The 14,116-nt window shown below is 69.8% G+C and carries 11 protein-coding genes; 7 read left to right on the forward strand and 4 right to left on the reverse strand.

The genetic code is table 11. The features are described from left to right. The first annotated feature begins 24 nt into the window (after window positions 1-24). A complete protein-coding gene (gene aroA / locus LOS78_RS10830; protein WP_230378222.1) occupies window positions 25-1,356 on the forward strand; it encodes a 3-phosphoshikimate 1-carboxyvinyltransferase in 1,332 nt (443 codons plus the stop codon). Window positions 1,357-1,541: 185 nt separating this feature from the next. On the opposite strand, the gene LOS78_RS10835 is transcribed toward aroA, so the two are convergent. Then, complete coding sequence (locus tag LOS78_RS10835; RefSeq protein ID WP_230378223.1) at window positions 1,542-3,446, reverse strand: propionyl-CoA synthetase; 1,905 nt, start codon at window positions 3,444-3,446, stop codon at window positions 1,542-1,544. 252 nt (window positions 3,447-3,698) lie between these two features. Further along, the gene (locus tag LOS78_RS10840; protein ID WP_230378224.1) at window positions 3,699-5,978 is read right to left on the reverse strand and encodes an NADP-dependent malic enzyme; all 2,280 of its coding nucleotides are present in this window, start codon (window positions 5,976-5,978) and stop codon (window positions 3,699-3,701) included. 160 nt (window positions 5,979-6,138) lie between these two features. Between LOS78_RS10840 and LOS78_RS10845 the strand changes: the two genes are divergently transcribed. The 6 genes from LOS78_RS10845 (at window position 6,139) to LOS78_RS10870 (ending at window position 11,752) form a co-directional block, all read left to right on the forward strand. Next, a complete protein-coding gene (locus tag LOS78_RS10845; RefSeq protein WP_011748510.1) occupies window positions 6,139-6,534 on the forward strand; it encodes a cytidine deaminase in 396 nt (131 codons plus the stop codon). Continuing rightward, window positions 6,531-7,811 carry a thymidine phosphorylase gene (locus tag LOS78_RS10850; protein ID WP_230378225.1) on the forward strand — a complete coding sequence of 427 codons (1,281 nt, stop codon included), beginning with the start codon at window positions 6,531-6,533 and terminating at the stop codon, window positions 7,809-7,811. The genes LOS78_RS10845 and LOS78_RS10850 overlap by 4 nt, the downstream gene beginning before the upstream one ends. Continuing rightward, window positions 7,808-8,992: a phosphopentomutase gene (locus LOS78_RS10855; RefSeq protein ID WP_230378226.1), complete on the forward strand. Its 1,185-nt coding sequence runs from the start codon at window positions 7,808-7,810 to the stop codon at window positions 8,990-8,992. Before LOS78_RS10850 ends, LOS78_RS10855 begins: the two co-directional genes overlap by 4 nt. After that, window positions 8,989-9,957 carry an adenosine deaminase gene (locus LOS78_RS10860; RefSeq protein WP_230378227.1) on the forward strand — a complete coding sequence of 323 codons (969 nt, stop codon included), beginning with the start codon at window positions 8,989-8,991 and terminating at the stop codon, window positions 9,955-9,957. The genes LOS78_RS10855 and LOS78_RS10860 overlap by 4 nt, the downstream gene beginning before the upstream one ends. Next, a complete protein-coding gene (gene upp / locus LOS78_RS10865; RefSeq protein ID WP_028711962.1) occupies window positions 9,954-10,589 on the forward strand; it encodes a uracil phosphoribosyltransferase in 636 nt (211 codons plus the stop codon). Before LOS78_RS10860 ends, upp begins: the two co-directional genes overlap by 4 nt. 71 nt (window positions 10,590-10,660) lie before the next feature. Further along, window positions 10,661-11,752 carry an SPOR domain-containing protein gene (locus LOS78_RS10870; RefSeq protein ID WP_230378228.1) on the forward strand — a complete coding sequence of 364 codons (1,092 nt, stop codon included), beginning with the start codon at window positions 10,661-10,663 and terminating at the stop codon, window positions 11,750-11,752. A gap of 7 nt (window positions 11,753-11,759) precedes the next feature. Here the strand turns inward: LOS78_RS10870 and LOS78_RS10875 are convergent, their stop codons facing one another. Both LOS78_RS10875 and rpoH read right to left on the reverse strand, forming a co-directional pair. Beyond that, window positions 11,760-12,779, reverse strand: a complete 1,020-nt coding sequence (locus LOS78_RS10875) for a hypothetical protein (RefSeq protein ID WP_028711964.1) — start codon at window positions 12,777-12,779, stop codon at window positions 11,760-11,762. A 378-nt stretch (window positions 12,780-13,157) separates the two neighbouring features. Then, complete coding sequence (rpoH, locus tag LOS78_RS10880; RefSeq protein WP_028711965.1) at window positions 13,158-14,063, reverse strand: RNA polymerase sigma factor RpoH; 906 nt, start codon at window positions 14,061-14,063, stop codon at window positions 13,158-13,160. Window positions 14,064-14,116 lie beyond the last annotated feature (53 nt).

Genomic DNA, 14,116 nt, shown 5'->3' on the forward strand with positions numbered 1-14,116 from the left:
CGCGACAAGCACGAGGGGGCCTTCATGTCACATTCCGCCGAACCGCTTCCGATGACCGCCCGCCGCTCGGGTCCCCTGTCGGGCGAGGCCAAGGTGCCGGGCGACAAGTCGATCAGCCACCGCGCCCTGATCCTCGGTGCGCTGTCGGTGGGCGAGACGCATATCACCGGCCTGCTGGAAGGCCAGGACGTGCTGGACACGGCATCGGCGATGCGAGCCTTCGGCGCCCGGGTCGAGCGGCTGGGCGAGGGCGAATGGAAGGTCAACGGCGTCGGCGTCGGCGGCTTTGCCGAGCCCGAGGGCGTGATCGACTGCGGCAATTCCGGCACCGGCGTGCGGCTGATCATGGGCGCCATGGCCACGACGCCCATTACCGCCACCTTCACCGGCGATGCCAGCCTGTCGCGCCGCCCGATGGGCCGGGTTACCGACCCGCTGGAACTGTTCGGCTGCGAGGTCACGGCGCGCGAGGGCAAGCGGCTGCCGGTGACGATCAAGGGCGCGGCCGATCCGGTGCCGGTGCGCTACAAGACTCCCGTGGCCTCGGCGCAGATCAAGTCGGCCGTGCTGCTGGCGGGCCTGAACGCGCCGGGCGAGACGGTGGTGATCGAATCCGAACCGACCCGCGACCATACCGAGCGCATGCTCGCCGGCTTCGGCGCCAGCATCCGCACCGAGACGACCGACGAGGGCCATGTCATCACCCTTAAGGGTCGGCCGGAGCTGAAGCCGCAGCCGGTGGCGGTGCCGCGCGATCCCTCCAGCGCCGCCTTCCCGGTGGCGGCGGCGCTGATCGTGCCGGGATCCGAGATCCGCGTGCCGGGCGTCAGCCGCAACCCGACCCGCGACGGGCTTTATGTCACGCTGCTGGAAATGGGCGCCGACATCCGCTTCGAGAACCAGCGCGAGGAGGGGGGCGAGCCGGTCGCCGACCTGGTCGTCCGCCACGGCCCGCTGAAAGGCGTGACCGTGCCCGTGGAACGCGCCGCCAGCATGATCGACGAATTCCCCATCCTGTCGGTCATCGCCTGCTTTGCCGAGGGCAAGACGATGATGCAGGGTGTCCACGAGCTTCGCGTCAAGGAAAGCGACCGCATCGACGCGATGGCGGTCGGCCTGCGCGCCAATGGCGCCGAGGTCGAGGATACGCCCGACACCATGACCGTCCACGGCAAGGGCGGGCTGAAAGGCGGCGCTACCTGCGCCAGCCATCTCGACCACCGCATCGCCATGTCCTTCCTGGTCGCCGGCCTCGCCTCGGAGCAGCCGATCAGCGTGGATGACGGAGGCCCGATCGCCACGTCCTTCCCGGATTTCCTGCCGCTGATGCAAAAACTCGGCGCCCGGATCGACTGATCCGTCGCGGCCGGGGGCTGTCTGCCCCGTTGTCCATTGGTCCTCGGACCGATGGCGGACCAATGGCCAACCCCCGGGGATACTGCGACAAGAAAGAAAAAAGGAGAGCGGCGCCGGATGGGGCGCCGCCTGTGGTCTTTCTCTGTTGCTTAAATACCCATGCGGCCGTGGCCGCCGGGAGCGGCCTAGCCCGCCTTGGCAGCCTCGGGATAGCCGAGCCCGGCCAGCGCCTCGCGGATCTCGTCCAGGATCGCCGGGTCGTCGATGGTGGCGGGGGTCTTGAACGGTTCGCCGTCGGCGATCTTGGCCATGGTGGCGCGCAGGATCTTGCCCGAGCGGGTCTTGGGCAGCCGGTCCACCACGCAGGCCGACTTGAAAGCCGCGACCGGGCCGATCTTGTCGCGCACCAGCTTGACCACCTCGCGCGCCACCTGCTCATGCGGCGTCGCGATCCCGGCCTTCAGGCACAGGAACCCGACCGGCGCCTGGCCCTTGAGACTGTCCGCCACGCCGATCACCGCGCATTCGGCGACGGCGGGATGGCTGGCCAGCACCTCTTCCATGGCGCCGGTCGACAGCCGGTGTCCGGCGACGTTGATCACGTCGTCGGTGCGCGCCATGATGTAGAGATAGCCGTCATCGTCGATATAGCCGGCGTCGCCCGTCTCGTAATAGCCGGGGAAATGCTCGAGATAGGATTTGCGGAAGCGGGTTTCGGCATTCCACAGCCCCGGCAGCGTGCCGGGCGGCAGCGGCAGCTTGACCGCGATGGCGCCCAAGGTCCCTGCGGGCACCGGATGGCCGGCCTCGTCCAGCACCTGCACGTCATAGCCGGGCATCGGCACCGAAGGGCTGCCCAGCTTGGTCGGCAGGGTCTCGATGCCGATGGGATTGGCGGCGATGGCCCAGCCGGTCTCGGTCTGCCACCAATGGTCCACCACCGGCACGCCCAGGTGCTCCTGCGCCCATTTCACCGTGTCGGGGTCGGCGCGCTCGCCGGCCAGGAACAGGGCTTGCAGGTCGTGCAGCTTGTAGCGCTTGATCCACTCCCCCTGCGGATCCTCGCGGCGGATGGCGCGCAGGGCGGTCGGTGCGGTGAAGAAGCTCTTGATGCGGTGGTTCTGGATGATGCGCCAGAACACGCCCGGATGCGGCGTGCCCACGGGCTTGCCCTCGAAGACCACGGTGGTCGCGCCGGCGATCAGCGGCCCGTAGCAGATATAGCTGTGGCCGACGACCCAGCCCACGTCCGAGGCGGCCCAGAAGCGGTCGCCGGCCGCGATGTTGTAGATATTCGTCATCGACCATTGCAGCGCCACCAGATGGCCGGCGGTGTGGCGCACCACGCCCTTGGGCTGGCCGGTGGTGCCCGAAGTGTAGAGGATATAGGCCGGGTGGTTGCCCTCGACCGGCACGCATTCGGCGGGCTTCACGCCGTATTGGAAGCCGTGCCAGTTGAAATCGCGGCCCTCGACCAGCTTGGCGACCTCTTGCTCGCGCTGGAAGATCACGCAGAATTCGGGCTTGTGCTGGGCCATGTCGATGGCGGCGTCCAAGAGCGGCTTGTAATGCACCACCCGGTTCGGCTCGAGCCCGCAGGAGGCGGCGATGATCGCCTTGGGCTGGCAGTCGTCGATGCGCACCGCCAATTCGTTCGCGGCGAAGCCGCCGAAGACCACGGAATGGATGGCGCCGAGCCGGGCGCAGGCCAGCATCGCCTCCAGCGCCTCGGGGATCATCGGCATGTAGATGATGACGCGGTCGCCCTTTTCGACGCCGCGCATGCGCAGCGCCCCGGCCAGCGAGGCGACGCGGTCCTGCAGCTGCTTGTAGGTGATGCCCTTGGTCGAAAGGGTGATCGGGCTTTCATGCTGGATGGCGATCTGGTCGCCGCGCCCGGCCAGCACATGGCGGTCCACCGCGTTCCAGCAGGTATTCACCATCCCGTCCGAGAACCATTCGTAGATCGGGGCCTTGTCGTCGAACAGCGCCTTCGAGGGCTTGCGCTCCCAGTCGATGGCATCGGCTGCCCGCATCCAGAAACCCTCAGGGTCCGCCTGCCAGGCAGAATAGATCTCCCGATATCCCATGAAACAACTCCTCCCCGGATGAATGGGCCGGAGTTATGCGCGCCGAAAGGCAGGGCGCAAGGATGTTAACGCCCACAACTGCGGGTGCGACAAAAAGTTTTGCAGAATACCGCGCCATTCGCGGGAATTAGTTTGCAAATCGCCGGCGACTTTGCGTCGGGCTGAAAACCCCGCGGCATTTTGCAAAATCAGGCCGGCCGCGCAGGGCCGCGGCAGAATCACCGCGAGCCCGGGCGCAGCTTCCCCTGCCGTCTAGCGATAGTGATCGACCGGCGTGCCGGCGATCGCGCTCATGTTCAGCAGGCCGCGGGTGGTGATCGAGGGGGTGACGATATGGGCGCGGTTGCCCATGCCCATCAGGATGGGCCCGACCTCGAGCCCGTTGGCCTTGAGCTTCAGCGCGTTGCGCACCCCCGAGGCCGAGTCGGTGCCCGAGAAGACCAGCACGTTGGCCGCGCCCTCGATCCGGGAATGCGGCAGCAGCCGCTCGCGGATCGCCGGGTCCAGGGCCGAATCCACGTGCATTTCGCCGTCGAAGATGAAATCGACGCCACGCGCATGCAGGATCTCCATCGCCGCGCGCATCTTGCGGCCGGAATCGGTGTCCAGGTTGCCGAATTGCGAATGGCTGCACAGCGCGACCTTGGGCGTTACGCCGAAGCGGCGCACATGGCGGGCGGCGCCGATGGCGGCCTCGGCCACCTGCTCGGGGGTGGGGGAATGGGTGACCTGCGTGTCGGCGATGAACAGCGGCCCGTCTTCCAGGATCATCAGCGACAGCGCGCCATGCGGGCGCAGACCGTCGCGGGCCAGGACCTGGGTGACATAGTTCAGGTGCCAGCTGTATTGGCCGAAGGTGCCGCAGATCAGGCTGTCGGCCTCGCCCCGGTGTACCATGACCGCGCCGATGGCGGTGGTGTTGGTGCGCATGATGGCGCGGGCGATGTCGGGCGTGACGCCCTGGCGGGCCATCAGCTCGTGATAGGTGCCCCAATAGTCGCGATAGCGCGGGTCGTTTTCGGGGTTCACGATCTCGAAATCGCGGCCGGGGCGGATCGGCAGGCCGGCGCGCTCGGCGCGCATCTCGATCACTTCGGGCCGGCCGATCAGGATGGGCGCATCGGTGGTTTCCTCGAGCATGGCATTGGCGGCGCGCAGCACCCGCTCGTCCTCGCCCTCGGCAAAGACGATGCGGCGGTTGGCGGTGGCGGCGGCCTCGAAGACCGGGCGCATCATCAGCGCCGAGCGGAAGACCGAACCGTCCAGCTTGCGCTTGTAGGCGGCGATGTCGTCCAGGGGCCGGGTGGCGACGCCGGTCTCCATCGCGGCCTTGGCCACGGCGGTGGAGACCACGCCGATCAGCCGCGGATCGAAGGGCTTGGGGATCAGGTAGTCGGCGCCGAAGCTCAGCTTTTCGCCGCGATAGGCCATCGCCGCCTCGGCGCTGGTGGTGGCGCGGGCCAGCGCGGCGATGCCTTCGATGCAGGCCAGCTGCATCTCGTCGTTGATCGTGGTCGCGCCCACGTCCAGCGCGCCGCGAAAGATGAAGGGGAAGCACAGGACGTTGTTGACCTGGTTCGGATAGTCGCTGCGGCCGGTGGCGATGATGGCGTCGGGCGCCACGGCGCGCGCATCCTCGGGCAGGATCTCGGGCGTTGGGTTGGCCAGCGCGAAGATGATCGGGCGCTTGGCCATCTTGGCCACCATATGGGGCTTGAGCACGCCGGGGCCGGACAGGCCCAGGAACAGGTCCGCGCCCTCGATCACCTGCTCCAGCGTGCGCAGGTCGGATTTCTGCGCGTATTCCGCCTTTTGCGGGGTCATCTCCTCGGTCCGGCCCTCATGGACCAGGCCGGCGATGTCGCAAAGCCAGACGTTCTCGCGCTTCACGCCCAGCTTCAGCAGCATGTTGAGGCAGGCGATGCCGGCCGCGCCGCCGCCCGTCGAGACGACCTTGATGTCCTCGAACCGCTTGTGGGCGATGTGCAGCGCGTTGGTCGCCGCCGCGCCGACGACGATGGCGGTGCCGTGCTGGTCGTCGTGAAAGACCGGGATGTTCATGCGCTCGCGGCACAGCTTCTCGACGATGAAGCAGTCCGGGGCCTTGATGTCCTCGAGGTTGATGGCGCCGAAGGTCGGCTCCATCGCGCAGACGATCTCGGCCAGCTTCTCGGGGTCGGGCTGGTTCAGCTCGATATCGAAACAGTCGATATTGGCGAATTTCTTGAACAGGACCGCCTTGCCTTCCATCACCGGCTTCGAGGCCAGCGCGCCGATATTGCCCAGCCCCAGCACCGCGGTGCCGTTCGAGACCACGGCGACCAGATTGCCGCGCGCGGTATAGCGGGCGGCGGTGGCGGGTTCGGCCTTGATCTCCAGGCAGGCTTCCGCCACGCCGGGCGAATAGGCGCGGCTCAGGTCGCGGCCATTGGCAAGGGGCTTGGTCGCGCGCACCTCAAGCTTACCCGGGCGCGGGAATTCGTGATAATCCAATGCCGCCTGCCGGGCGTTGTCCTGTCTGCGTTCTTCCATCGCCAGACCCTCTCCTCTCAAGATGGTTCAGCGTTAAACTATTTTTTCGGCGGAGAACAGGGGGCATCGCGGCCGGGGGCGGGGATGCGCCGGACTTGCATCGCGATGGGCGGGCGCGCAAACTCGCAATCCGGTCGGGTGGCAGGCGAAAGGTGGGGCAATGGCGCTTCTGGATGCGGCGCGCGAGGTGCGCGAAAGGGCCTATGCGCCCTATTCCAATTTCAAGGTCGGCGCGGCGGTGCGCGGGGCCTCGGGGCGGATCTATGCCGGCTGCAATGTCGAGAACGTGGCCTATCCCGAGGGCACCTGCGCCGAAGCCGGCGCCATCGCCGCCATGGTCGCGGCGGGCGAGACCGAGATCGTCGAGGTCGCCGTCATCGCCGACTCGCAGGGCCCGGTGCCGCCCTGCGGCGGCTGCCGCCAGAAGCTGGCCGAGTTCGGCCGCCCCGAGACGCCGGTGCTGCTGGCCACGACCCGGGGCCACGAGCTGGCCACCACCATCGGCGAGCTGCTGCCGGGGCGCTTCGGCATCAGCCACATGTCGGGCACCGAATGAGCCCTGCCGATCCGCGTCCGGTGATCGCCGCCGTCCGCGACGGGCGCGGGCTGGACGCGGCGGGCGCGGCGCTGGTCGCGCGCGGCCTGGCCGATGGTTCGGTCAGCGATGCGCAGGCCGCAGCCTTCGCCATGGCGGTGCTGCTGCGCGGGCTGGACGAATCCGGCCGGGTGGCGCTGACCCGGGCGATGCGCGATTCCGGCCATGTGCTGCGCTGGGACCTGCCGGGGCCGGTGGTGGACAAGCATTCGACCGGCGGCATCGGCGATGCGGTCAGCCTGATCCTGGCTCCGCTGGTGGCCAGCTGCGGTGCCTATGTCCCGATGATCTCGGGGCGGGGGCTCGGCCATACCGGCGGCACGCTGGACAAGCTGGAGGCGATCCCCGGCCTCCGCACCGCGCTGTCCGAGGACGATTTCCGCCGCGTGGTGGCCGGGGTCGGCTGCGCCATCGTCGCGGCCGGGCGCGACCTTGCGCCGGCCGATGCGCGGCTTTACGCGATCCGCGATGAAAGCGCGACGGTGGGCTCGGTCGACCTCATCACCGCCTCGATCCTGTCGAAGAAGCTGGCGGCGGGGCTCGATGCGCTGGTGCTGGACGTCAAGCAGGGCAGCGGCGCCTTTCTGCGCGGACCGGATGCGGCGCTGGGACTGGCCCGCGCGCTGGTCGAGACCGCGACGGGCGCCGGTTGCCGCACCCGCGCCTATGTCACCGACATGGACCAGCCGCTGGCCCGCGCCGCCGGCAATGCGCTGGAGCTGCGCGAGGCCATTGCGGTCCTGAAGGGCGGACAGGGCGCGCTGCGCGAGCTGTCGCTGGCGCTGTCCTCGGCTTGCCTCGACCTTGGGGGCCTGTCCGATCGCGCCTTGCGGGCGCTGGAGAGCGGCGCCGCGGCCGAGCGTTTCGCCCGCATGGTCGCGGCGCAGGGCGGGCCCGCCGACCTGCTGGAGCATCCCGACCACCACCTGCCCTCCGCGCCGGTGGTGCGCGCCGTGCCCGGCCATGGCCGCGTCGCGGCCATCGATACCGAGGCACTGGGTCATGCCGTGGTTGCACTTGGCGGCGGGCGGCTGCATGCGGGCGACCGGATCGACCCGCGGGTGGGGCTTGCGGAACTGCTCCGCATCGGCGAGGAGGCGGGTCCGGGTCGTCCCCTGGCGCTGGTCCATGCCGCCTCCGAGGCGGCGGCCGAGGCAGCAGCCGCCACCGTGGCGGCCGCCTATCTGCTGGGCGATGGGCCGGAGCCCGGCCCATTGATCCGCAGCGAGGTAACATGACCGACAGACGCGCCTTCCTGATCGTGATGGATTCGGTGGGCATCGGCGGGGCGCCCGACGCGGGCGCCTATTTCAACGACGGCCGGCCCGATACCGGCGCCAATACCGTCGCCCATATCGCCCGGGCGCGGCCGCTGCACATGCCGCATCTGGACGCGCTGGGCCTGGGCGCCGCGATCCGGCTGGCCAGCGGCGAGGCGGCCCCGGGCCTTGGCGCCCGGCCGCAGGGGCTCTGGGGTGCTGCGACCGAGGTTTCGCGCGGCAAGGACACCCCGTCCGGCCATTGGGAGATCGCGGGCGTTCCCGTGCCCTGGGACTGGCATTATTTCCCGAACACCCGCCCGGCCTTTCCCGCCGAGCTGACCGAACGCATCGCCGAAGCCGCGGGGACCATGGGCATCCTCGGCAACGAACATGCCTCGGGGACCGAGATCATCGCCCGGCTGGGGGCCGAGCATCTGCGCAGCGGCTGGCCGATCTGCTACACCTCGGCCGACAGCGTCTTGCAGATCGCCGCGCATGAGGAAGGCTTCGGCCTCGACCGGCTTTACCGGCTCTGCGAGAAGGTGGCCGCCCTGGTCCACCCGATGCGCGTGGGCCGCGTCATCGCCCGGCCCTTCCTGGGCGCCGAGGGCAGTTTCGCCCGCACCCCCAACCGCCGCGACTATGCCATCGCCCCCCCGGCGCCGACGCTTCTGGACGTGGCGCAAGAGGCGGGGCGGGCGACCCATGCCGTGGGCAAGATCGGCGACATCTTCTCGCATCGCGGCATCGGCAGGCTGCACAAGGGCAGGTCCGATGCCGATCTGGCCGGCCATCTGCTGGCGCTTGCCGACGCGGCCGAGCCGGGCAGCCTGACCTTCGCCAATTTCGTCGAATTCGACAGCCTCTACGGCCATCGCCGCGACGTGGCGGGCTATGCGGCGGCTCTGGAATGGTTCGACGGGGTGGCGGGGGCGCTGCTTTCGCGCCTGCGGCCGGGGGATCTGGCGATCTTCACCGCCGACCACGGCAACGACCCGAGCTGGCACGGCACCGACCACACCCGCGAACGCGTGCCGGTGCTGGGCTGGGGTTATGGCGCGCGCGGCATCGGCCAGGTCGGTTTCGCCGATATCGCCGCCTCGGTCGCCGCGCATCTCGGCCTGCCGCCGGTCGGGCCGGGGAGGTCGTTCCTGTGAAATCGCTGAAGAAGATCGAGCTGCACCTGCATCTGGAAGGCGCGGCGCCGCCCGGTTTCATCCGGACGCTCGCGGCCGAGAAACATCGCGACATCGGCGGCATCTTCGACGAGAAGGGCGCCTATGCCTATCGCGATTTCAAGGACTTCCTGCGGGTCTATGAGGCGGCGACCTCGGTTCTGACCACGCCGCGCGACTATGCCCGGCTGCTGTCCGAGGTGTTGGCGGAATGCGCCGAGCAGGGCGTGATCTATGCCGAGCTTTTCGTTTCGCCCGAGTTCTGCGGCGGCGCGGACCTGCCGGCCTGGCGCGACTATCTCGCTGCCATGGAGGAGGCCGCGGCCGAGGCCGAGCGCGGCGGCATCGCCAGCCGCGCCGTGCTGACCTGCATCCGCCATTTCGGCGCCGAGCGCGCCAAGCGCACCGCGATCTGCGCCGCCGAGACCTCGGGCGGCTGGGTTGCCGGGCTCGGCATCGGCGGCGCCGAGGATGCCGGCGAGCTTGGCGATTTCGCCTGGGCCTTCGACTGCGCGCGCGAGGCCGGGCTGGGCCTGACCGCCCATGCCGGCGAGTGGCGCGGGCCCGAGTCGATCCGCGACGCGCTGGCGCTGGGCGTCAGCCGCATCGGCCACGGCATCCGCGCCGTCGAGGATGCGCAGCTGCTCCGCGACCTGGCCGAGCGCGAGATCACGCTGGAGGTCTGCCCGGGCTCGAACATCGCGCTTGGACTGGTGCGGGACTGGGCCGCCCATCCCATCGCGCGGCTGGCCGAGGCGGGCGTGCGCGTCACCGTCTCGACCGACGATCCGCCCTTCTTCCACACCAGCCTGTCGCAGGAATATCAACGCCTTGCCGATGCCTTCGGCTGGGCCGAGGCGGAATTCCGGCAGATGAACCTTTGGGCCGCCGATGCGGCATTCTGCGACCAGACCACCCGAACCCGCCTGCGAAAGGACCTGACATGACCCAAGCGCATCTGACCGTCGTCGATCACCCGCTGGTGCAGCACAAGCTGACCCTGATGCGCGACAAGACGACCTCGACCGCCGGCTTCCGCCGCCTGCTGCGGGAAATCAGCCTGCTTCTGGCCTATGAGGTCACGCGCGAGCTGGAGATGACCACCACCCGCATCGAGACCCCGCTTTGCGAGATGGAGGCGCCGACGCTGGAAGGCAAGAAGCTGGCGCTGATCTCGATCCTGCGGGCCGGCAACGGGCTGATGGACGGCATCCTTGAGCTGATCCCGGCCGCCCGCGTCGGTTTCATCGGGCTTTACCGCGACCCCGAGACGCTGCAGCCGGTGCAATATTACTCCAAGGTTCCCAGAGAGTTGGATGCGCGCATGACCATTGTCGTCGATCCGATGCTGGCGACGGGGAACTCGTCGGTCGCGGCCATCGACCTGCTCAAGGCCGAGGGCGCGCGCAACTTGCGCTTTTTGTGCCTGCTCGCCTCGCCCGAGGGGGTGGCGCGCATGCGCGAGGCCCATCCCGACGTGCCGATCGTCACCGCCGCGCTGGACGAGCGGCTGGACGATCACGGCTATATCGTGCCGGGCCTGGGCGATGCCGGCGACCGCATGTTCGGCACGAAATGAGGCTGCGTTAACCGGCTCTTCAGGGCTTTCGCCCTATCACCGGATCAAGAGAGCGATTCGGGGATGGGATGATGCGGATGATTCTGCGGATCATGCTGGCGCTGGCGCTGCTGCCGGGGCTGGCTCTGGCGCAGGCGCCGCGCCCGGCCGAGGATCCGCCGGCCGATTTCCCCTCGCGGCAATATATCGACAGCCGCGGCTGCGTGTTCCTGCGCGATGATGCGGGCGGCTGGACCGCGCGGCTCGCCCGCGACGGCACGCCGATCTGCGGCTATCCCCCGACGCTGTCGGCGCGCGGGCTGGGCGGCAAGCCGCGGCTGCGTGCGCTGGACCCGAATGCCGGGCGCAGCCGCGCCGAGCTGCTGGCGGAGGCGCTGTCGCTGCAGGTTCTGACCAACCTGCAGCCGGGGGAACTGGCCAGCGATCCGCAGCCGATGGAGCGCCGGCCCGATCTGGGCGCCGAGCCGGCCCCCTCGGGTCCGGCCGATGCCCTGCGCGCGGCGCTGACGGCGGCGCCGGCGGTGCGTCAGGGCATGGGCGGCGCGCTGCGGCCGAACCGCCGGCTTTGCGAGCTGCTGGGCTATGACGGAGAGGCGGATCCCGCGCGGCTGGGCCGCGATCCGTCGCAGGGCTATTGCGCTTCGCTGCCGGAATCGGACCTGTCGCGGCTCAGCTTTCTGCGGCCGATCGGCAGCCTTTCCCCGGCCGGCAACACGCGGCCGCCCGCAATGGCTGCTGCTGTCCCGCCCTCGGCCTCGTCGGCCCCGGCCCGCCCCCAGCCCGACGCTGCCCGTCCTGCTCCGTCCGCCTCTGCGCCGGCCGCCGGGAAACAGCCGGCGCCCGTCGCCAAGCCCGCGGCAGGCGCCGGGGCGGCGCCCCGGGCCAAACCCGCCGCGCAGGCCAGCCGGCCATCCCCTTCGGGCGGCATGATCCCCGCCGGGGCGCGCTATGTGCAGCTGGGCACCTTCGCCAATCCCGAGAATGCCGAACGTGCCGCCCGGCGCATCGCCCAGATGGGCTATCCGGTGCTGCGCGGCACCGACCGGGTCGGCGGGCGCGAGGTGCAGGTCATCATGGCCGGCCCTTTCCCGGATCGCGAAAGCATCGTCCGCGCGCTGGACGGCATCCGCAAGGCGGGGTTTCCCGATGCCTTTCCCCGCTAAGCCGCCGTCACTGGTCGCAGATCTCCTGCAGGGCGATCCATTCGCGGTCGTTCAGCACCGGCCGGGGCTCGGCGGTGCGGAAGGGGTCGGCCTCGATCAGGCCCAGCACCGCCTCTCCGGTCGGGTCCAGCGAGCGGGCGTAGGGCTCGCTCGAAATACCGGCGCGGGTGAAATAGGCCAGCAGCGGCTCGTCCTCCGGGCGCGGCACCGGGTCGGCCAGCAGCTTCTCGCCATAGCCGGCCAGGGATTTCGCCGGCAGCGTGCCTGCGGTCAGCAGGTGGAAGGTGGCGCGCGGCCCGGCATGGCGCAGCGCCGCCAGCATCGGGTCGTCGCGCACCGCCGCGGCCTGCGCGGCCAGGATATGGCCGGCCGCCACCTCGGGAGTCATCTGCCCCTCGATCAGATCCTCGCCGATGACGGTGATCGGGCCGGGCAGGCGGATGGCGCCGCGCAGCGTCGCCGGCAGCACGGCGATCTGCGCATCCGGGCCGATCAGCCGCATCGCCAGCTTCTGCCGCACCATGTCGCCCGCCGGGCGCGAGCAGGGGCTGCCGGTGGTCTTGGCGATCTCGGCCAGAACCATGCGCCCGATCTCGGCCCGCTGCGCCGGGGGGGCGATGTCTGCGGCATGGCGCACCAGGGCCGGCGGCACCCAGAACACCGCCAGCAGCGCCATGACCGCCGCCGCGCCCAGCATCAGCCCGCCGCGCAGCCGGCCGGGATGCGGCTTGCTGGCCTCGATCACCTGATGCACCTTGGAGATGGCCGAGATCATCAGCTCGTCGTCGATTTCCAGCTCTTCGCCGGCATCGGCGCCCCCCGGGGCGTAGCGCGCCGGCAGCTTGCCGGGATTGAGCCGCGTCACCGCCGGCAGCGACCAATGCGCCAGCGGCACCTCGGAGCGCGGATCGGTCAGCACCAATGTCGCGTCGCCGAACGAGACGATGACGTCGCGCAACTGCGATTGGGGCGTCTCGCGCCAGATTCCTGCGGCTTCCAGCCGTTGATATTGGTTCAGCGCCGTCATGTCCGCGCCATCGGCCCCTGCTGTCCTGTCCCGACCATAAGCCAAGCCGGGCGCCGGTCAACTCTGCCCGCTGTCACGATAATTCGCCTTGCGCAAGCCCCCGGGACGGTCCGTGCGGGCGCGGGCGCGCGGCCCGGAAAACCGCGGCGCCTTCCCGGCCCGCGCAGGCCCGGGCTTGCGCCGTGGGGGACCGTCTTCGCCGCAAGTGTGCCGGCCTGCGCTGCGGGGCGCAATGGCAGGCCCGGGCAACCGGGCAGAGGGTTTCCCGGCCCCAGCCCCGCCCGCGCCCCGCGCCGGCACGGGCGCCATGCCGGGCCGGGCCATGGCTGGCCGCGGGTCCGCAGGCGAGGGAACGGCCCGGCGGGCTGCAAATGCGGCTCAGGCGGTTTCGGGCACCGTCATGCCGCGCTCGCGCGCCAGTTCGCGGATGCGGTTCTGCAGCTTCTCGAAGGCGCGGACCTCGATCTGGCGGATGCGCTCGCGCGAGACGTCGTAGCGCGTCGAAAGATCCTCCAGCGTCATGGGGTCGTCGCGCAGGCGGCGCTCCATCAGGATGTCCTTTTCGCGGTCGTTCAGCACGTCCATGGCGGCAATCAGCATCTCGCGCCGCGCCGACAACTCGTCGGCCTCGGCGAATGCCTCGGCCTGGTTGGCGTCCTCGTCCTCCAGCCAGTCCTGCCATTGCGCCGTCGATTCCCCGTCGCCCGAGCCCACCGTCGCATTCAGCGAGGCGTCGCCGCTGGACAGGCGGCGGTTCATGTCGATGACCTCCTGCTCGGTCACGTTCAGGTCATGGGCGATCTGGGTGACGTTTTCCGGGCGCAGGTCGCCTTCCTCCAGCGCGCCCAGCTTGGACTTGGCCTTGCGCAGGTTGAAGAACAGCTTCTTCTGCGCCGAGGTGGTGCCCATCTTCACCAGCGACCAGGACCGCAGGATGTATTCCTGGATCGAGGCGCGGATCCACCACATGGCATAGGTGGCGAGTCGGAAGCCCTTTTCCGGATCGAAGCGTTTCACCGCCTGCATCAGGCCGACATTCGCCTCGGAGATCACCTCGGCCTGCGGCAGGCCGTAGCCGCGATAGCCCATCGCGATCTTGGCGGCGAGCCGCAGGTGGCTCGTCACCAGCTTCTGGGCCGCCTCGGCGTCCTGATGGTCCACCCAGGCCTTGGCCAGCATGTATTCCTCCTCCGGTTCCAGCAGGGGAAACTTGCGGATCTCCTGCAGGTAGCGGTTGAGGCCCTGTTCGGGGCTGGGTGCCGGAAGGTTGGTGTAGTTCGCCATCTGAAAATTCCCTGTCCCGCGCTTTGGCGGGTAATTGTGAACGCTATCGGCGG

Source organism: Paracoccus sp. MA (genome assembly GCF_020990385.1).
In the GTDB taxonomy this organism is placed as follows: domain Bacteria; phylum Pseudomonadota; class Alphaproteobacteria; order Rhodobacterales; family Rhodobacteraceae; genus Paracoccus.

Coding starts and splice junctions, on each gene's coding strand:
- aroA (WP_230378222.1), top strand. CDS start 25: ATGTCACATTCCGCCGAACCGCTTCCGATGACCGCCCGCCGCTCGGGT.
- LOS78_RS10835 (WP_230378223.1), bottom strand. CDS start 3,446: ATGGGATATCGGGAGATCTATTCTGCCTGGCAGGCGGACCCTGAGGGT.
- LOS78_RS10840 (WP_230378224.1), bottom strand. CDS start 5,978: ATGGAAGAACGCAGACAGGACAACGCCCGGCAGGCGGCATTGGATTAT.
- LOS78_RS10845 (WP_011748510.1), top strand. CDS start 6,139: ATGGCGCTTCTGGATGCGGCGCGCGAGGTGCGCGAAAGGGCCTATGCG.
- LOS78_RS10850 (WP_230378225.1), top strand. CDS start 6,531: ATGAGCCCTGCCGATCCGCGTCCGGTGATCGCCGCCGTCCGCGACGGG.
- LOS78_RS10855 (WP_230378226.1), top strand. CDS start 7,808: ATGACCGACAGACGCGCCTTCCTGATCGTGATGGATTCGGTGGGCATC.
- upp (WP_028711962.1), top strand. CDS start 9,954: ATGACCCAAGCGCATCTGACCGTCGTCGATCACCCGCTGGTGCAGCAC.
- LOS78_RS10870 (WP_230378228.1), top strand. CDS start 10,661: ATGCGGATGATTCTGCGGATCATGCTGGCGCTGGCGCTGCTGCCGGGG.
- LOS78_RS10875 (WP_028711964.1), bottom strand. CDS start 12,779: ATGACGGCGCTGAACCAATATCAACGGCTGGAAGCCGCAGGAATCTGG.
- rpoH (WP_028711965.1), bottom strand. CDS start 14,063: ATGGCGAACTACACCAACCTTCCGGCACCCAGCCCCGAACAGGGCCTC.